Raw genomic sequence first — 18,953 nt, 5'->3', positions numbered from 1 at the left:
CCGGTACTCAGACCGGGGCGGGGCACGGGGAGGCCGCGCTGTCCAGTATGGATACGGGACGGGAGGACGGCCTGTTCAAGGACGGACGACACCCGGCCCCTCCCGCTCCGGGGCCGGTCCGTGCGTGCGTGCGGGAGCCGTGGGAAGAGTTCCTGGCGCTTGACGAAGCGCTTGACGAAGCGCTTGGCGGGATCGGTGTCTGCGTGGACACCCGCCTCGCCCGTCAGGCACCGTTCCCAGGGCACGTCGGACATCGGCGTCGGGGTACGGCACCTGCTCTGTCTGCTTCGCCGATCTGCTCGTCAGCTGTGAAATCCGCAGATTCGTCGGCCGCCCGTCGGGTACCCGCGTGTACCACCAACAGGCGGCTGTGCTGCTGTTGTTCAGGGCATCCCTTGACAGTTCTCGCGCTGCGGCGCAACACTGAAAACCAACGGGAGAGCGCTCTCCCGCTCGTTCCGGTCACCGTCACCAAGGGCCTCTCCGCGATGTGCGATCCAGCTGCCTCCCTCTTCGTGCCGCACGCCCCATGTGCGCGGACGCGGAGTGGCGTGGAGGTTCGCATGGCGACAGGGCCGCGCCCGCCAGGATCCCGTCCGGCGGTGCTCCACAAGAGGAGGGTGGGTCCCCGCCGGCCTTCGCAGCCTTACTGGCCTCGGTGCCGCGGAATTTCACGGGATCACGTACTTGCGGGACCGGCCGGCGCCGCTCCCTGTGCTGCCGGAACGGCCGGTAACCGGCAAGTGCCGGAACGGCCGGTAACCGCCAAGTGCCGGGAGCGCTCGCTCTTCTCGGCAGACGCGCCCTGCTTGCCAGGAGAGCGCTCTCCCCCCAAATTGCCCGCGTCGTCCCACTCCCCGCTGTCGGCGCGGCGCAATAGCCCGCGGTGCTCACGGCAATCCGTGGCCACCGCGGGCCGCCGGCTTTCCCGGCCCGGCCCCCGCCTGTGTATATTCCGGAGAAAGCTAAGGGGTCTAGGCAGTACGTCGACGGGGGTGGGGATGGTTCGCGCGGGGCTCACGACCGACCGGGTCGTGGCGGCGGCGGCCGACCTGGCCGATTCGATCGGCTTCGGCAAGGTCACCATTTCCGCGCTGGCCCGCGGCTTCGGCGTCAAGGACGCCAGCCTGTACTCCCACGTCAAGAACCTCCAGGATCTGCGTACCAGGGTCGCGCTGCTGGCCGCGGGCGAGTTCATCGACCGGATCGAGGCCGCCGTGGCCGGCCGGGCCGGCCGGGACGCCCTGATCGCCTTCGCCGACGCCTACCGGTCCTTCGCGCTGGAGTGCCCGGGCCGGTACGAGGCGACGCGGATGCGCGTCGATCCTGCCGTCGTCGCCGCGGCGCCCGCGTACCACCGGACCGTCGAGACCACCTCGTCGATGCTGCGCGCCTACGGCCTGACCGAACCCGATCTCACGGACGCGGTACGGCTGCTGCGCAGCACCTTCCACGGGTTCACCGCCCTTGAGGCGGACGGCGGATTCGGTGCGCCGCGAGCGGTGCAGACGTCGTGGGAGCGTGCCGTCGAGGCACTGCACTTCCTGCTGGCCAACTGGCCGTCGGCGACCGGCGGGACCGGGCGCGGCGAGTGAATCCCGTGGACGTGCCCCTCGGCCGGCGTAAGGCGGCCGAGTTCTCCAAGATGCCGTCTCACCCACCGAGGAGGCTGAGCACGCGGGGCCAGGCATCGGCCTGTGCGTGGGCGTTCCCGGCCAGGGTCCCGCCGAGATCCATGTAGCTGCCCGAGATCGGGTTCTTGGCGTACCGGGCCGTGGCGCTGTAGGGATACCAGCCGATGTGGTGCCCCGCGTTCTTGTAGACCAGTGCCTCGCGCTGCCGGCCCGGGCGCGTTCGCTCGTCCCCTATGCTGCGGGCGGCGTCGGCCGACTGCCAGAGCCGGTCGTCGTCCCCCGCGACGGCCAGGATGTCGCCGTTGACGTCGTCCAGTGGGATGGGTGTGAAATCGAGCGGGTCGTCGTCCCGGGTCCATGCCACGCCGTGCGGGTACCCCGGGGTGGTGCTCCGGGACGGTGCGTAGAGCACGAGGTCGCTGACGAGGCCGGGGTAGGTGTGGGCGAGGAGCTGGGCTGCCTCCGTGCCGCGGGAGATCCCGATCACGACAGGTTTGCGGGTACCCGCGCCGTACCGCCGGTCCAGAAGACGGGCGGCCGTGGCGAAGTACTCCAGCTTGATGTTCTCCAGGGTCTCCGGACGTCCCGGGCAGCCGAAGTAGCAGAGAGCGAGAACGGGGTGCCCGTGGGAGGCGAGCAACGCGGCGGCGAACGAGTTGCTGATTCCGCCTTCCGAGCCGCCGATGCTCAGGACCGGTGCGCGTCGAGGCGCGTGGGGAGGCGGCAGGTAAAGGGCCCCGAACACGCCGTTCCTGCCCCCGCTCAACGCCTGGTGGACCGTGCCCTCGCTCATCCACGTTCGCGTCAGCGAGCGCGTCGCGATCGGCTTGCCGCCCGCCTCCACAGCGAGAGTCACCTTGTACGACGCCTGCTGTTCCGGCAGTTTCGGGAAGAACGCCGCCTTGCCCGCGTCCATGTCACGCGGCTTCATGGACCAGAACAGCCCCATGCCGTCCACGCCGCGGTAGGTGCCTGACCGGGATCGTGCACGGTCCAGGTCCACCGTTCCCGAATCGTTCGCGGTGACGACAGCCTGACTGGCCCATCGAACGCCCTCACGATCCACGGAGCCTGCGGTCAGGGTGACCTCCTCGTGCGGATGCAGGCCCGTGACCCGGACCTGGACCGGGGCGTCGGCCAGGGATTCGGGCCGGTCCACCTGGATGCGCGCCCGGTTGCTGTGCTCGGGCCCCGACGAACACGCCCCCGCACCTGACAGGGTCAGGCAGCACGCCGCCGCGACCGCGCGAGTCCGCCACCCTGTCGCACGGCCGTTCACGCTCTTCGTCCTCACGATGCGCCCCCTCAACACGGCGTTGCCGCAGTAGCTGTACAGGGAAATCAATCACGTGGAGGAGGTTCCGCGCCGAGGATCGGACAACCCGTAGTCGGACTTGTCGAATTCTTGGCCGAACGGGGCACGAGCCGAGAGGCGCGAACCGAGAGCCACGCACCGAGAGGCGCGAGACGAGAAACCTCCGGCGGCGACGGTCGTCCGTCGCGGCCGGAGGCTGCCGGGGTGGCCCCTACGCCCTCACCGAGAGGTCAGGCGGCCTTGCGTGAGCGGCCCGCCGCCACTTCGCGGGCCAGCTCGGCGTACCGCCGGCCGCTGCTCTTGACGGTGCGGCGCTGTGTCGCGTAGTCGACGTGGACGAGGCCGAACCGCTTGTCGTAGCCGTACGCCCACTCGAAGTTGTCCAGCAGGGACCAGGCGAAGTAGCCGGCGAGCGGCGCACCCTTGCGGACGGCGCGGGCGCAGGCGGCGAGGTGCTCCTCCAGGTACTGGGTCCGCTCCGGGTCGTGCACCGAACCGTCGGCGAGGACGACGTCCTGGTACGCGGCGCCGTTCTCGGTGACGTACAGGCGCTGGACGCCGTACTCCTCGGTCAGGCGCAGGAGGAGCTGTTCCAGGCCCTGCGCGTGGACCTCCCAGTCCATGTGGGTGTGGCGGGAACCGGGCAGGTAGACCTGCTTGGCGTGCGGGACGGGGCCGGTCGCGTCGGCGGTGACGACCTGGCGGAAGTAGTAGTTCACACCCATCCAGTCGAGCGGAGCCGAGATGAGCTCCATGTCGCCTTCCCGGACCGGGAGTTCGACCCCGTACAGGTCGACCATGTCCTGCGGGTAGCCGCGCCCCAGGATCGGGTCGAGCCACCAGCGGTTGATGTGGCCGTCCCCGCGCACCGCGGCGGCCCGGTCCGCCTCGCGGTCGGTGGCGGCCTCCACCGGGCTGAGGTTGTTGACGATGCCGACGCGGGCGTCCGGGGTCGCGGCCCGGATCGCCTGCACCGCGAGGCCGTGGCCCAGGTGCAGGTGGTAGGAGGCCCGGACGGCGGCGGTGAGGTCGGTGAGACCCGGAGCCATCGTGCCTTCGAGGTGTCCGATCCACGCCGAGCAGAGCGGCTCGTTGAGCGTCGCCCAGTCCTTGACCCGGTCCCCGAGGCGGTCCACGACGACCGCGGTGTACGCGGCGAAGTGCTCCGCGGTCTCGCGGACCGTCCAGCCGCCCCGGTCCTGGAGCGCCTGCGGCAGGTCCCAGTGGTAGAGCGTGGCGAACGGGGTGATCCCGGCATCCAGCAGCCCGTCGACGAGCCGGTCGTAGAAGTCGAGACCGGCTTCGTTGACCGGGCCGTCACCGCCCGGGACGATCCGCGGCCAGGCGAGCGAGAAGCGGTACGCGCCCGCCCCCACCTCCTTGACCAGGGCGATGTCCTCGGGGACGCGGTGGTAGTGGTCGCAGGCCACGTCCCCGGTGTCGCCACCGGCCACCTTGCCCGGGGTGTGGGAGAAGGTGTCCCAGATCGAGGGCGCGCGGCCGTCCTCGGTCACGGCTCCCTCGATCTGGTACGCGGCGGTGGCTACGCCCCAGGTGAAGTCGGCCGGGAGGGCGCTGAGGTCGTTCACGGACTTCCTTTCCGAAATGGTCACTTGACGGCTCCCGCAGTGAGGCCGGCGACGAGGTAGCGCTGGAGGAGCAGGAACCCGCCGACGATCGGCACGCTGACGACGAGCGAGGCGGCCATGACCTGGTTCCAGTAGACGTCGTTCTGTGTCGCGTAGCCCTGGAGGCCGACGGCGAGCGTGCGGGTGGTGTCGTTGGTCATGACGGAGGCGAAGAGGACCTCGCCCCAGGCCGTCATGAACGCGTACACGGCGACGGCGACGATGCCCGGCACCGCGGCAGGCACGACGACCCGGAACAGGGCGCCGAGCGGTCCGCAGCCGTCGACGAGGGCGGCTTCGTCCAGGTCCCTGGGGATCGAGTCGAAGTACCCGATGAGCATCCAGATGGAGAACGGCAGCGAGAACGTCAGATACGTGAGGATCAGCCCGCCGCGCGAGCCGTACAGCGCGATCCCGGTGCTGTTCCCGATGTTGACGAAGATGAGGAACAGCGGGAGCAGGAAGAGGATGCCGGGGAACATCTGGGTGGAGAGCACCGTGACGGTGAAGACCCGCTTGCCGCGGAACTTGTAGCGGCTGACGGCGTACGCGGAGAACACCGCGATGATCACCGAGAGGACCGTCGCCGAGCCCGCCACCAACAGCGAGTTGACGAAGTACCGGGCGAGGGGGACGGTGTCCCAGATGTCGAGGTACGGCTTGACGGTCAGCCCGGACGGGATCCAGTGGAACTTCCCCGAGACGTCCTGGAGCGGCTTGAGGGAACTGCTGATCATCACGTACACGGGCAGCAGGACGAAGGCGGTCAGGAAGGCCAGGATGATGCGGCGGGTCCAGAGGAAGGACTGCGGCGCGGCCATCGGCGACCGGGACCGTGATCTTGATCCGGCCGCTCTCGACAGTGCGGCCGGCTGGGCATGGCTAGGCATCTGCACCCTTCCTTCCGCGCGAGGTGATGAGCAGGTAGACGGCCGTCACGACCAGCAGGAACAGCAGCAGGAGCACGGACATCGCCGATCCGGTGCCGAAGTTCCAGGTGACGAACGACGACTGGTAGATGTGGATCGAGATGAGGTCCGCGCTCGAAGGTGCCGCCTTGCCGAACAGCACGTACGGGGTGTTGAAGTCGTTGAACGTCCAGAGGAACAGGACGAGCACCAGGACCTGGTTGACCGGGCGCAGCGACGGCAGCGTGATCTTGCGGATCTGCTGCCAGATGCCGGCGCCGTCGATCGCGGAGGCTTCGTACAGCTCGCGCGGGATGTTCTGCAGCCCCGCCATCACGATGAGGAAGGCGAACGGCCAGCCCTTCCAGACCGAGACGACGATCAGCGCGTAGATGCTGTTGTCGCCGATCAGCCAGAAGGACGGCTGGTCGGTCAGCCCGAGCTGGTCGTGGAGCACGTGGTTGACCAGTCCGTTGTCCCGCTGGAACATGAACGCCCAGGTGATGACGGCCGCGTAGACCGGCAGGGCGTACGGGACGAGGAAGATCGCCCGCAGGAACCCGCGGCCGCGGAAGTTCTCCTGGAGCATGATCGCCGCCGTGACACCGAACAGCCACGCCAGGCCGACGGCGAAGAACGTGAAGACGCAGGTGACGAAGAACGAGTGGAGCAGCGCCTCGCCGATCGGGGCGTTGAAGTCGACGGCGATCTTGTAGTTGTCGAGGCCGGTCCAGGGCGCTGCGCCCCAGTTGCCGATGAAGAACTGAGTGAGCCGGCGGAAGCTCATCACGATCCCGATGATCATCGGGATCACATGGATGAGAAGTTCGAGCAGGACGGCCGGCAGGAGCAGGAGGTAGGGCAGTCCGCCCTGGCGGATCCGGTCGGGGATGCGCGGCAGTCTCCTGCGCGCACCCCCGGTGCCCCGGCTCGTCACCCTGTCCGACTTTTCGGTCCGGCTGTCGGTGGTCACGGTGGCGGTCATGGAAGGTGCCTTACTGCTGCATCGTCTGCTGGGCCTTTTCGAGGCGCGCCTTGACGGATTCGGTGGTCACGGGGCGTCCGGCTGCGGCGTCGGCCCACAGTTCCTTGACCGCGGTGCCGACGGCGGTCTCGAACTGCGACTCGTTGGGCACCTGCGGCAGCGGGGCCGCGCTCTTGGCCAGCGTGTCGCGCAGGACCGCGAGGTCGGGCGCCGAGAACGCGGCGTCGGCCTGGGCGGTCTTGACCGGCGGGATGGACCCGTAGGTCTTGTTGAGCAGCTTCTGCTCGGCGTCGCTCGTCATGAACTTCACGAACTTCTTGGCGCCGTCGATGTTCTTGGTGTTCTTGAACACCGCCATGTTGATGCCGGCGACCATCGAGTTGATGTTCTTGCCCTGGCCCGGGGTGCCGGACGCGACGGGCACGGGGGCCGCGCCCCAGTCCTCGGGCTTCATGCCCTGGGAGGCGAACGTCGAGGCGGCGGCCTGCCACAGCACCATCGCGGTCTTGCCCTTGGCGAAGTCCGTCAGGGACTGGTTCTGGGCGTACTCGGCGTTGCCCGGCGCGATGATCTTGTCCTTGGCCATCAAGTCGATGTACTGCTTCACGGCCGCGACGGCACCGTCGGAGGTGAACGTCGGCTTTCCGGCGGCGTCGAAGAAGTCCGCGCCGTGCTGCTGTGCCAGGACGAAGGTCTGGTGGATGTTGATGGAGAGGTTGGAGCCCTCCGCGCCCAGGCCCCACTTGCCGTTCTTGGAGAGCTTCTTGCCGTCCTCGACCAGTTCGTCCCAGGTGGCCGGGGGCCCCGCGATGCCCGCCTCGGCGAAGCTCTTCTTGTTGTAGTAGAGGGCGTACGCGAGCGAGTACAGCGGGACAGCGGAGGGGTCCTTGCCCTCCGCGCCGGCCGAGGCGACCGCAGAGTCCACGAAGCGGTCACGGCCGCCGATGGCGTCGAAGTTCGCCTTGTCCCAGGGCAGCAGCGCTCCCGTCGCCTGGAGCGAGGCCGACCAGGTGTTGCCGATGTTCAGGACGTCCGGGCCCTGACCGGAGGTGGTGGCCGCGAGGATCCGGTTGAGCAGGTCGGCCCAGGGGACGACCTCGAGCTTGACCTTGATGCCGGTCTGCTCCTCGAACTTCTTCAGCTCGGGCGTCAGGATCTTCTTGTCGGCCTCGATGCTGGGGCCCTGGTTGGAGGCCCAGTACGTGAGGGTCTTGGGTGAATCGTTGCTGCCGCCGCTCGATGACGTACCGCCTCCGCAGCCGGTGACTCCGGCGGCGATGGAGATCGCGAGGGTGGCGGCTGCTGCGGCTCTGATGGTGCGCATGCGGGATGGCCCCTTTCCGGGGAGGAAGGCCGCGTTCGAGAACCGAACGGCCTTCAGGACTTAATTTATGACGTGATTTAAGAGGTGAGAGAATGTCGCGTCAAGTCCTGCGGTCGCGGTATGTTGCCGGAAGGGAAGGAGCCACATGGCTGAGCGCAACAGACGGACCGTGCGTGACCTGCGACGGGGCAACCGGGCGAGGGTATTGCAACGGTTGTATTTCGACGGCCCGCTGAGCCGCCAGGAGCTCGGCCCCGCGACGGGGCTGAGTTCAGGTTCCATCAGCAACGTCGTCGCGGAACTCTCCGCCGAGGGCCTCCTGGAGGAGGCCGGCGTCGTCGACTCCGACGGCGGCCGTCCCCGCACCCTGCTGCGCGTCGCCCCGGGCGGCGGCCTCCTCATCGGGATCGACATCGGAGAGACACGGATCAGGGTCGAGCTCTTCGACCTCGCCCTCACCGAGCTCGCCCGCACCGAACGGCTGCTGGCCCAGCACGGCTACGACGTCGACCGCATCGTCGGACACGTACGCAGCGGGGTCGCCGACGTACTGCGCGACGCGGGCGCCGATCCGGGCCGGCTCCTCGGCATCGGCATCGGCGTCCCCGGCATCATCGAGCGCCACGCGCCGGACGGTGCGGTCGGTGACGTGGGGGCCGTCGTCCACGGCCAGACCATCGACTGGAGCGCCGTCCCCTTCGAGCGGCTGCTCCGCGACGCCGTCCGGATCCCGTCCGAGGTGCCGTTCTTCATCGACAACGGAGCCAAGACCCTCGGCCAGGCCGAGATGTGGTTCGGCGGTGGACGCGGCGCCGGGGTCTCGGCCGTCGCCCTCATCGGCTCCGGAGTCGGCGCCTGCGTCAACCACGGCGACCTGCTCGGAGAGGCCCGCAGCAGCCTGGCCCTCGAATGGGGCCACACCACGGTGCAGTTGCGCGGCCGCCGCTGCCGGTGCGGCTCGATCGGCTGCCTGGAGGCGTACGCGGGCGCCGAGGCCATGCGCGAGCGCTGGCACGAGGCGGGCGGCCCACTGCCAGCCGACGCCGACGACGAGACCGCGCTCGCCGCGCTGCTCGCCGCCGCCTACCCCGGCTCGGGCGGCGCACCCGACCCCCTGGCCGTCTCCCTGCTCGACGAGACGGCCGAATGCCTGGGGGCGGCCCTGGGCGACCTCATCAACCTCTTCCTGCCCGAGCGCATCCTGCTCGGTGGGTGGGCCGGTCTGCTGATCGGCCCGCATCTGCTGCCCGACATCCGCCGCTACGCCCAGGAGTACGCGCTCCGCCATGCCGCGGCCCGCACCACGATCGAGCTGGGCCGCCTCGGCCCCGACGCGGTGACGGTGGGTGCCGCGACGCTCCCGCTGTCCGATTTCCTGGCCCGGGGCGGCAGCCGGCCGTCCCCCGAGGCGCAGTCAGGCCCTTCGGCGCCGGGGTTCCGCACGGCCGCGGACGCGGTACGGGGGAGGGAGCGCGCACGGACGGTGTCGGACGCGACGGGGTGAGGCGGGGCACGAGGCCGGGGCTGTGAGGCGGCGAGGCGCTGCGGTGGCGTCACCGGCCCCGCGCCGCGAGGTGGCGGGGCCGAGGAGTGGGCCTCCCCTCACGGCGAGGGCGAGGGCGATGACCGGGACGTGGGGCGCCAGGCGGCCGGCCAGGTCACGTCCCGGGCGACGGCTCCCGGCACGCCGAGACTCGCCCGGGCGCGTTCCACGAAGCGGCTGCGCGCACTCCGGAACTCCTGGAGCGCCTGATCCCAGTTCTGTTCGACTTCTGTCGGGACGCCCCGGGCCAAGGTCTCCAGCCGCCACAGGCAGTGGTCCAGCGTCTTGGACGCCGTGTTCGCCTCGGTGTCGCCGAGGAGCCCGAGCGTCTCGGAGAGGGCGGAACGGCGTGACTCCAGCTCGCCGAGCTCCGTGAGCACTTCGGGAGTCGGTTCCAGCTCCATGGGCCCCGACACCAGACCCCGGGCCGCGGCGATCATGTGATAGCGGGCGGCCAACTCCTTCACGGCATGGGCGTACTCCGCATAGGCGGTCAAGCGGTGCTCGTCCCACCGCACCGCCTGCTGCCTGCGCCACCTCGCCCGCTCGTTCAGACTGCTGACGAGGAAGGACATGAGCGCTCCGAGAGCGACGCCCACCAGGGGCAGTATCCGGTCGGTCAGACTCACCATGGACCCCGATCAAGTAGCGCAGCACCTACCTGATCCTTTCCGCTGCGGCCGGGCAGCACAACACCCCCCGGGGCAGCGGCCGGTGGCCGCCGGACCCGCACGTGGACCGGTGCCGGGCCTATGCCGAGTCGCGTACCACCAGTGCGGGTTCGAAGATCACCGATGTCGTCGCTCCGTCCGGCTTCGACAGGCCGTCGATCAGCAGCCGGGCCATCTCGGCGGCCATCGCCTCGACCGGCTGGCGGACCGTGGTCAGCGGCGGCCGGCAGGCGGACGCCGCGCTGCTGTCGTCGAAACCGATCACCGCGACGTCCTCGGGCACCCGTCGTCCCTGTTCCCGAAGCACATGGCAGGCGCCCATCGCCATCAGGTCGTTGGCCGCGAACACCCCGTCCAGGTCCGGGTGTTCGGCCAGCAGCCGCTCCATCGCGGCCTCGCCGCTCTCCTGGGTGAACTGCCCTTCCGCGATCGGGATGTACGGATGTCCGTGCTGCGCCATCGTGTCGCGGAAACCGGCCAGCCGGTCCTGCCCGGCCGGCACGTCGAGCGGCCCGGTGATGGTCGCGAGGCGACGGCAGCCGCGCGCCAGCAGATGTTCGGCGGCCAGCCGCGCACCGTCCTGGTGGGCGAGGTCGACATAGCTGATCCGGACCGGCCGCGCGGGCCGCGCGTACAGCACCGCGGGCAGTCCGGCGTCCGTGAGCATGCCGGGCAGCGGGTCCTCCGCGTGTGTCGAGACGACCAGCGCGCCGTCGGCGCTGCCCTGGCGCAGGAACGAGACCACGTCCTCGCGGGCCCGTGACGTCTCGGCGAACATCAGGACCGGGTGCATTCCGCGCGGCCGGAGGTAGTTGACCACCCCGGTCACCACCCGGCCGAAGAACGGGTCGGCGAAGACCTGCGCGGTGAACGAGGACCCGCTCTCCGGATCGGCGGCGTCCGCGGCCGGAGCGCCGTCGGCCGGTTCGGGGTCGACCCCGGCGCCCGACACCACCAGGGCGATGGCGTCGGTACGCCGGGTCACCAGGGAGCGTGCCGCGCGGTTGGGCGCGTACCCGGTGAGGGAGACCGCCCGGCGCACGGCCTCCTGGATCACCGGGTCGACATTGCGTACGCCGTTGATCACCCGGGAGACGGTGGCGCGGGAGACACCGGCCGCCCTCGCCACGTCCTCAAGGGTGGGTGTACCGGCCAATCGTGGAGCATCCGTCATGAGCGCATTTATAGCATCAGTGGAGAGCGCTCTCCAGTGCGCTCCGGACCGCTGTCGGCGTCCGTTCCGGCCGGGTGCCGTGATGCGACCGCCGTCAGCGTGGTGCCGAGCGGCAGATCGCCCGCCGAACGGCCGCCCAGCAGGGCGAAGTCGCCGGCCTCCGTCTCCCATCCGTGCCGTATGGCCGACCAGTGTGCCAGGGCGCGCCCAGGGACCCGGATCACCGCGACCGCGCTCTCCCCGGGCTCCGCGCCGACCGCCGCGTACCCGATCAGGCGCCGGGCCGGCCGCTCGACCGCGGAGCCTTTCCTGGCCAGATAGAGCTGGACCACCTCGCGGCCGTGCCGTCGCCCCGAGTTGCGTACCCGGACGCGTACGTCGAAGGCCTCTCCGGCCCGGACCGTCGCCGGGGCCGTCAGATCCTCGTACTCCCAGCTCGTGTACCCCAGCCCGTGGCCGAACCAGTAGGCCGGAACGGCCCCGGACCGCAGCCAGGCCGCATAGCCGATGTGCAGGCCCTCCTCGTAGTGCAGCCGCCCGTCGGGCGCGGGGGCGGTGCCGAGCACCGGTACGTCGTCCTGCGCGGCGCCCCAGGTGGTCGGCAGCCGGCCACCCGGCTCGGCCCGGCCGAACAGGACGTCGGCGAGTCCGCCGCCGGCCTCCTGCCCGGGGAACCAGGTGAGCAGCAGGGCGGGCACCCGGGCGTGCCAGGGCAGGGCGACCGGGCCGCCGGAGTTCACCACGACCACCGTGCGCGGATTGGCCCGCGCCACGGCCCGCACGAGAGCGTTCTGGCCGTCGGGCAGGTCAAGGCTCTCGCGGTCGTGTCCCTCCGACTCGCTCTCCTCGGTCGTGCCCACGACCACCACGGCGACATCCGCGGCGCGCGCGGCGGCCACGGCCTCGGCGAGGACGGAGGAGGCGTCGCCGGCGGGAGGGGCTGCGGCTAGAACGGTCGCCACACCCGAACCCGGGGCCAGCGAGCGCCGCGCCACGACCTCCACCTCCTCGCCCGCGACCAGCTCGGCCTGTGCGCGGTGCAGAGGCGGGGCGACATGGACCCTGGTCGGATCGTCGCTGTCCACCGGGAACGTGCCGGACAGCACCACCTCGCCGCCGACGGACAGGGAGATTACCCCCCACCCCCCCACCGCCCAGGTCCAGGCACCACCCACGTCGGGGCGGACCAGGGCCCGGATCTCCACGGCCGCGGCGCCGTCGACCACGACCGAGGGTTCCACGATCCGCCCGGACAGCCGGTGCTCGGCATGGAGTTCGCCGCCGTCCGGGTCCAGCAGCCTGACGAGCACGCCCGGTGCTCCGGTGCGCGGATCGCGCGACCTGTCCAGGGTGAGGGGGAGGGGCCGGCCGGATGGCGGCAGGCCCCGATGGTGGGTCACCTTCGCCGAGCCGTCCAGCGCCGCCTCGATCCCGGCCAGCGGAGTCACCACCGCCTCGGGGAACACCTCCGCGCTGCCCCCGCCCTGAATGCGCACCGCCGCGGCGTGCGGACCGATGACCGCGACCGAGCGCAGCCCCGCCCGGTCCAGCGGGAGCAGGTCCCCGTCGTTGCGGAGCAGTACCGAGCCCGCGGCGACAGCCCGGCGCAGCAGTGCCCGCTGCGCGCCGGGAGCGATGACGGGCCGCCGCACGGGCCGGGGCGATCCCAGCGCACCCACCTGCCCGGCGAGCCGGAGCAGCCGCCTCACCTTGTCGTCGACGGCCGCGGGGGAGACCAGCCCCCGTTCCAGCGCGGTGAGCAGGCCCTGCGCCCAGGGGCCGTCCGGCCCGGGCATCGCCAGGTCCTGCGCGGAGCGTGCGGTGTCCAGGAGCGTGCGCACACCGCCCCAGTCCGAGACCACGGGCCCCTCGAATCCCCAGCCCTCCTTCAACGGCTGCTCCAGCAGCGGGGAGGCGGACATGGTGACGCCGTCGACCTTGTTGTACGCGGACATGACCGCCTGGACGCCGGCCGCCACCGCTGCCTCGAAGGGGGCGAGATAGAGCTCGTGGAGCGTCTGTTCGTCCATCCGGACGTCGACGGTCAGCCGGTCCGTCTCGGCGTCGTTGGCGACGAAGTGCTTGGCGGTGGCGGCGACCCCGCCGGACTGGATGCCCTTGACGAGTGCCACGCCGGTCCTGGCGGTGAGGAGCGGGTCCTCGGAGAAGCACTCGAAATGGCGGCCGCCCAGCGGGGACCGGTGCAGATTCAGGGTGGGGGCGAGGAGCACGTCCACACCCTTGCGCCGCGCCTCCGAGGCGAGCAGCGCGCCCAGATCCGTCAGCAGGTGCTCGTCCCAGGAGGCGGCCAGCGCTGTCGGCGAGGGCAGGACGAGCGATGTCTCGCGCTCGTCCCAGGTCTCGCCGCGCACTCCGGCAGGTCCGTCGGAGAGGGTGAGGGCACGCAGTCCCACAGCTGGTTCGGCGTGTGTACGCCAGGTGCTCGCACCGGTCAGCAGGCGCACCTTCTGAGCCAGGTCGAGCTTCTCCAGCAGCGGATCGATCTCTTCGTCCCTCATGACGGTCATGCCCCTTCAGTTCGCGCGCACGATAGCCGGGAGAGCGCTCTCCCGCGCCAAGCGTCGCTGGCCGACAGCGACCGTGTCAATGGGGAACGGTTCCGCACGGACCGTGTGCCGCCAGGCCTCCGCCGGTGGCCCACGGTTCCGCTCGGACTGTGTGCCGCCCGGCCTCCGCCGGTGGTCCACGGTTCCGCTCGGACTGTGTGCCGCCCGGCCTCCGCCGGTGGTCCACGGTTCTGCTCGGGCTGTGTGCCGCCCGGCCTCCGCCGGTGGCCGGAACTCGCTGTGCTCTTGTCATCACGCGTTGTCTGCACATAAGTTGACCGCTTGCGACGTGTCCTACTGCCTGTGGGGGAGCCAAGTCATGGCCGCGAACGGACGGCACCGCAGATACCAGCCGAGCCGCATCAACCGTGTCTCGCTCACGGTCACGGCGGGCGGTGCGGGCATCGCCCTCCCGCTCATCACCGCGGCGTCGGCGGGTGCCGCGTCAGGTGATGTGTGGGAGAAGGTCGCCGCGTGCGAATCCACCAGCAACTGGGACATCAACACCGGCAACGGGTACTTCGGCGGGCTGCAGTTCACCCGCTCGACCTGGGCTGCCTACGGCGGTACGGAGTATGCGCCGCGCGCGGACCTGGCCACCAGGGACCAGCAGATCGCCATCGCGGAGAAGGTCCTGGAGGGGCAGGGCCCGGGCGCGTGGCCGGTCTGTTCGGGGAAGGCGGGCCTGACGCGGGGCGGTGACGGACCCGACCTCAGCCCGCAGACCGAGCGAACGACCGGGGTCGGGACGCAGGCGAAGGCCGCACCCCGTGCCTCCGCCTCGCAGAGCGCCGGGACGAAGAAGGCCACACCGACCACGGTGCCGGGCAAGCGTGACTCGTACACCGTGGCGCGCGGGGACTCGCTCTCCGGGATCGCGGCCGAACGGCGCCTGGACGGTGGCTGGCAGCGGCTCTACTCGGCCAACCGCAAGGTCGTCGGCGACGACCCGGACCTGATCTTTCCGGGCCAGCGTCTGAGCCTCGACCTGGCAGGGACCCCGAGGACGGTCAGGGGCGCTGCTCCGAAGACGGATGCCACGTCGCCGCCACGGGCCAAGGACGCCGACGAATCCAGGGCCGTCAGGGCAGCCAAGGACGTCAAGGAAAAGGCGGCGCCCGCACCGAAGAGGACGGCACAGCCGGAGCGTAAGCAGACGGTCCGGCCGGCGCAGCAGGCTCAGCCGAAGCCGGCGGCCCAGCCGAAGCAGACACAGCAGGCGAAGCCGAAACCCAAGAAGACCGAGACCCACAGGACGGAGACCCGCAAGACCGAGCGGGCGGAGAAGCACTCCGGGCTCACCGCTCCGGTGGCGGCCCGCACGGGCACCCCGTACCACCAGGAAGGTTCCTGGTCCAGCGGCTACCACACGGGCGTCGACTTCCCCGTGCCCACCGGCACGTCGGTGAAGGCGGTGGGGCCCGGCACGGTCGTCTCGGCGGGCTGGGGCGGGGCGTACGGCTACCAGATAGTCATCCGGCACAGCGACGGCAAGTACAGCCAGTACGCGCACCTGTCGTCGCTCCTGGTGCGTTCCGGCCAGCACGTGGGCGGGGGACAGCGCATCGCCCGCTCCGGCTCCACCGGCAACGTTACGGGGCCGCACCTGCACTTCGAGATCCGGACCGGGCCCGACTACGGCTCCGACGTGGACCCGCTGGTCTACCTCAGGGCGGGCGGCGTCAAGGTCTGAATGCCGGGCCGGTCACCGGCCGCGGCGGCAGATGCGGTGGACCCCGTGGAGGACGCGCCCCTGCGCGCGCCGCCGCCGGGCGGCCGCGGATCCGGTCCGAACTCCGCCCGGCCCACCCGGCGCTCCAGCGGCTTCCGCACCGTCACCGGCAGAGGCGTGGGATACGTTCCCGCGGCCGCCGCCGGTGTCGGCGCCACGGGCTCGGGAAAGGCCACCACGGTCGGCGTCGTCGCCCGGACCGGCCGGGGCACCGTGCCCGCCGGGCCGTTCGGTGCGCCCGCCGGGTCCGGCGAGCCGGCGGGCCCGGCGAAATCCGCCGCGTCCTCGCCGGAGGCGCCGACAGGCAGGGCTCCCGGCGGACGTGCGGCGACGGTCGCGCCACCGGGTTCCTGGCCCGCGTGGGCATCGCCCTGCGGGTGCTCGCCGACGGCGGTCCGCCGGCTTTCGCGGCGCTCCGCGCTCATCCGCTCCGTGGTGAGCATGATCAGCCCGCCGGCCGCCACGGCCCCGCAGGCGAGGGCGAGCAACGTGCCGGCGGTGCCGTGCCGGAACTGCTCACCGAACAGCGTGATGCCGACCGCGGCGGCCACCACCGGGTTCACCACCGTCACCGTGGCGAGCGGTGCCGTCAGACCCGCGCCGCGGTACGCGGCCTGGGACAGCAGCAGTCCGGCCCCCGCGAGCGCCGCGATCACGAGCAGCGTCGGCAGACCCGCGCCCACCTCGCCCGAGGTCCACTGCATGGCCACGGTCTTCGTGAACACGGACGCGATACCGAAGGCGACACCCGCCGCTCCGGCCAGGACCACGCTGCGTATCACCGGCCGGCGTATGGCCTTCGCGACCAGCATCAGCGCGGCCACCGCGCCGAATGTCACGATCGCGAGCATCAGTTGCTCGGGCCCGCCGAGGGACTGCGCGTCGGACCCTCCGGTCAGGGCCAGCAGTCCCGCAAGCCCCACCGTCGCCATGAGCGCGCCGCGCCAGGCGGTCGCCCCGGCCCTGCGGCGTACGAAGAGAGCGGCCATCGGCAGGGCGAAGACAATGGTCAGGGCGCCCAGCGGCTGCACGAGGCTGAGCGGGCCGTAGGCCAGCGCCACCACGTGCAGGACGGCGCCCACGCCGTTCAGGGCCACCGCGGCCCACCAGACCCGGTTGCGCAGAGGTGCGAGTGAGCGGCCGTCGGAGGCCGTGGCCACGCGCTCCTGGACGATCGCCCCGGCCGCGTAGGCGACCGCGGAGACCAGTGACAGCAGCACGGACAGCGCGAGGGAACTCATGTACACCACGATCTCCCTTCAAAGCCGCCGCGTCGTCGTCCCTGAGACGGCGATTCGGCCTACTGCTTTGGTAGTACGGGAGTAGTCCCGGTGTCCTCCTCCCGACGGTAGTCCTCCTCGCGGCCGACGTCAGAACGATCATCCCGCACGGATACGGTGAACCGCGAGCCGCGGCACTGCCGGTGCCCGTGGCGTCACACCAGGTGGCCGGTGGATCGGGGAGGCGGCAGCGCGATGGACGGGAACGAAGAGGCAGGTCCGGGCGGGTTCTTCGCGTTGCGGACGACCCCGGTGCCCGAGGGCGGGCATCTTGCGCTGGCACGGCTGTACGCGGGAGAGGACGCACCGCTCACGGGCCGCATCGACACCGTCGCGGCGCGGCTCGGGACGACCGAACGACGCGTCGCCGCCTCCGTCGCGCATCTGGGGCTGGCCGCGCGGCTGTGGTCGACGGCGCTCGGGTCCGCGGTCCTCTCGGCCGGCGTCCCGGCCCTGCGGGCCGAGGACCTCCACTGGGACCCCCGGCTGCCCGCCCCGGACGACCTGTGGCTCGACGGGCGGACCGTGCTTCCGGGCTCGGCAGCCGGGATCCGGGACGTCGTCCAGTACGGCCATCTCGTCCCGCTCGGCGAGGCGGTGCGCCGGGACACCCCCGTGCCGCTCCGGCTGCTGTGGGGCAACGCCGGATCGGCGCTGGCGGGAGCCGTGCGCCAACTGATGGTGTGGGCGCGCACCCATGGCAGGCCCGACGCCGCCGCGCGCACCCGCGCCCTGGCCGCCGAACTCTTCGACCACCCGGATCTGCGCGGCACGGGCGCACCGCACGGACCGGCTTACCGCAGGAGCACGTGCTGCCTCTACTACCGCGTGCCGGGCGGTGGGCTGTGCGGCGACTGCGTCTTCGACGAGGCGCCACGACCTGGAACCTCTCGTTCGGATCCGGCCTGATCGAAACGGAAGTTCCCGGCCCGGGCGTCCCGGCCGAGAAGGCGGGGGCGGAAGCACGACAGAGCCTTTCGGGTCTCTCTCGTGAGCGGTTCGGCACGTACGGCGGCGGGGGGACGGCCAACGGGCTACGAAGTCGACGGAGGACGGATTCATCTCTGCGACGAGGAGCTCGGGCATGGGGCACCGCACTGGGAAGACGAAGTGTGCAGGGCCCGGTGCCCGCACCGGGAGGAGCCCGGGCACCGGGCACGGCGCGGTGAGGATCATCGGTGCGGGGCCGCGTGCCTGCACCGCGAGGGTGATCGGTGCGGGGCCCGGTGCCCGCACCGGGAGGAGCCCGGGCACCGGGCACGGCGCCGTGAGGATCATCGGTGCGGGGCCGCGTGCCTGCACCGCGAGGGTGATCGGTGCCGCGCATGGTTCTTGATCTGGTCATCATCGGGCTGGCCATCAACCTGGGGCCCCTGCACAACAGCGCGTTCATCCTCCTGCTCTCCACGCCCCGTGGCGTACGCAAGGGGCTCGCGTTCGTCCTTGCCTGGCTCGGCTGCCTGGTCCTCGTGCTGGCCGCGGTGATCCTGCTGACCGGCGGCAAGCCGCCCGCCCCTCGCAGCGCCCCCTCCACGGCGGCCCTGGCGCTCAAACTGGCGCTGGGCATCGGGATGGTGGTCTATGCGGAGCGGAAGAGGCGGCGGGGCAGCCGCCCGCGCCGGTCCCCGAAGTGGCTGTCACGGCTGGACAACGCCTCGCTGTGGACCGCGGCCGGCCTGGGCGTCGTCCTGCAGCCGTGGGGCCTCGTCGCCGCGGGAGCCGCCACGGTGGTTCAGGCGCACCTGTCCTCCATCGGCTCGTACGTGGCGCTCTTCGTCTTCTGCCTGCTGGCGACCTCCGGCCTGCTGGCGATGTTGCTGTACGCGACGTTCCGGCCCACGGAGGCCCGGGCGAGGCTGGGCGCGCTGCGCGACTGGACGGAGAGCCATCAGGACCAGGCGATCGTGACGCTCTCCCTGCTGGCGGGCCTGTGGCTGGTCGCCAAGAGTCTCTACCAACTCGTCTGATCCACGCCCTTGCCGGGCGCCTTCCGGGCATGCCGATGGACGGCGTGGTGATCCGGTCCGCGCCGCCGTTCACAGAGCTCTGACGTGGGCTCTTCCGGTATTCCTCCGCTCCGCATCCGGGCTTGTCATGGACCTGGACAGCGCCGCGTTCGGCGTGCTGTCATGCCAACTGCCTTTCCTTCCAACGTTGTACATCGTGCTGCAACGAGCCGCCACCCTTCCTCA

The 18,953-nt window shown here is 71.3% G+C and carries 15 protein-coding genes; 5 read left to right on the top strand and 10 right to left on the bottom strand.

What is annotated here, in order from left to right; translation table 11 throughout:
- On the bottom strand, window positions 1-254 hold a 254-nt coding region (locus tag JGS39_RS24950), incomplete at its 3' end, for a hypothetical protein (protein WP_219571694.1).
- A gap of 747 nt (window positions 255-1,001) precedes the next feature.
- On the opposite strand from JGS39_RS24950, the gene JGS39_RS24945 reads away from it, so the two are divergent.
- Window positions 1,002-1,595, top strand: a complete 594-nt coding sequence (locus tag JGS39_RS24945; RefSeq protein ID WP_219571696.1) for a TetR-like C-terminal domain-containing protein — start codon at window positions 1,002-1,004, stop codon at window positions 1,593-1,595.
- A gap of 58 nt (window positions 1,596-1,653) precedes the next feature.
- Here JGS39_RS24945 and JGS39_RS24940 read toward each other — a convergent pair whose 3' ends face one another.
- The 5 genes from JGS39_RS24940 to JGS39_RS24920 all read right to left on the bottom strand — a co-directional run bounded on the left by JGS39_RS24940 (window position 1,654) and on the right by JGS39_RS24920 (window position 7,794).
- Complete coding sequence (locus JGS39_RS24940) at window positions 1,654-2,928, bottom strand: acyl-CoA thioesterase/bile acid-CoA:amino acid N-acyltransferase family protein (protein WP_306105747.1); 1,275 nt, start codon at window positions 2,926-2,928, stop codon at window positions 1,654-1,656.
- Between the two features lie 251 nt (window positions 2,929-3,179).
- On the bottom strand, window positions 3,180-4,538 hold the full coding sequence (locus tag JGS39_RS24935) for a GH1 family beta-glucosidase (protein WP_219571693.1): 1,359 nt from the start codon (window positions 4,536-4,538) through the stop codon (window positions 3,180-3,182).
- Between the two features lie 20 nt (window positions 4,539-4,558).
- Entirely contained in the window at window positions 4,559-5,467 is a 909-nt protein-coding gene (locus tag JGS39_RS24930; RefSeq protein ID WP_219571692.1) for a carbohydrate ABC transporter permease, read from the bottom strand.
- Window positions 5,460-6,470: a carbohydrate ABC transporter permease gene (locus JGS39_RS24925; RefSeq protein WP_219571691.1), complete on the bottom strand. Its 1,011-nt coding sequence runs from the start codon at window positions 6,468-6,470 to the stop codon at window positions 5,460-5,462. The genes JGS39_RS24930 and JGS39_RS24925 overlap by 8 nt, the downstream gene beginning before the upstream one ends.
- 10 nt (window positions 6,471-6,480) lie before the next feature.
- Window positions 6,481-7,794 (bottom strand): ABC transporter substrate-binding protein, encoded by a 1,314-nt coding sequence (locus tag JGS39_RS24920; protein WP_219571690.1) that lies wholly within the window; start codon window positions 7,792-7,794, stop codon window positions 6,481-6,483.
- A 145-nt stretch (window positions 7,795-7,939) separates the two neighbouring features.
- On the opposite strand from JGS39_RS24920, the gene JGS39_RS24915 reads away from it, so the two are divergent.
- Window positions 7,940-9,298: an ROK family transcriptional regulator gene (locus JGS39_RS24915; RefSeq protein ID WP_219571689.1), complete on the top strand. Its 1,359-nt coding sequence runs from the start codon at window positions 7,940-7,942 to the stop codon at window positions 9,296-9,298.
- A gap of 98 nt (window positions 9,299-9,396) precedes the next feature.
- Here JGS39_RS24915 and JGS39_RS24910 read toward each other — a convergent pair whose 3' ends face one another.
- From JGS39_RS24910 to JGS39_RS24900, 3 genes are all read right to left on the bottom strand, one after another.
- Window positions 9,397-9,969: a hypothetical protein gene (locus JGS39_RS24910; protein ID WP_219571688.1), complete on the bottom strand. Its 573-nt coding sequence runs from the start codon at window positions 9,967-9,969 to the stop codon at window positions 9,397-9,399.
- Window positions 9,970-10,087: 118 nt separating this feature from the next.
- Complete coding sequence (locus JGS39_RS24905) at window positions 10,088-11,182, bottom strand: LacI family DNA-binding transcriptional regulator (protein WP_219571687.1); 1,095 nt, start codon at window positions 11,180-11,182, stop codon at window positions 10,088-10,090.
- 8 nt (window positions 11,183-11,190) lie between these two features.
- Complete coding sequence (locus JGS39_RS24900; protein WP_219571686.1) at window positions 11,191-13,701, bottom strand: glycoside hydrolase family 3 C-terminal domain-containing protein; 2,511 nt, start codon at window positions 13,699-13,701, stop codon at window positions 11,191-11,193.
- A gap of 367 nt (window positions 13,702-14,068) precedes the next feature.
- Between JGS39_RS24900 and JGS39_RS24895 the strand changes: the two genes are divergently transcribed.
- On the top strand, window positions 14,069-15,442 hold the full coding sequence (locus JGS39_RS24895) for a transglycosylase family protein (RefSeq protein WP_219571685.1): 1,374 nt from the start codon (window positions 14,069-14,071) through the stop codon (window positions 15,440-15,442).
- On the opposite strand, the gene JGS39_RS24890 is transcribed toward JGS39_RS24895, so the two are convergent.
- Complete coding sequence (locus tag JGS39_RS24890) at window positions 15,412-16,731, bottom strand: DMT family transporter (RefSeq protein WP_219571684.1); 1,320 nt, start codon at window positions 16,729-16,731, stop codon at window positions 15,412-15,414. The genes JGS39_RS24895 and JGS39_RS24890 overlap by 31 nt on opposite strands.
- Before the next feature lie 225 nt (window positions 16,732-16,956).
- On the opposite strand from JGS39_RS24890, the gene JGS39_RS24885 reads away from it, so the two are divergent.
- Window positions 16,957-17,670: a (2Fe-2S)-binding protein gene (locus JGS39_RS24885; RefSeq protein WP_219571683.1), complete on the top strand. Its 714-nt coding sequence runs from the start codon at window positions 16,957-16,959 to the stop codon at window positions 17,668-17,670.
- A 416-nt stretch (window positions 17,671-18,086) separates the two neighbouring features.
- Entirely contained in the window at window positions 18,087-18,728 is a 642-nt protein-coding gene (locus JGS39_RS24880) for a GAP family protein (protein WP_219571682.1), read from the top strand.
- Window positions 18,729-18,953: the final 225 nt, after the last annotated feature.

Origin of the sequence: Streptomyces poriferorum, assembly GCF_019399235.1 — a bacterium.
GTDB lineage: Bacteria > Actinomycetota > Actinomycetes > Streptomycetales > Streptomycetaceae > Streptomyces > Streptomyces poriferorum.
The sequence above is the reverse complement of the archived record's forward strand: the minus strand, read 5'-3'. Positions and strand labels throughout refer to the sequence as shown.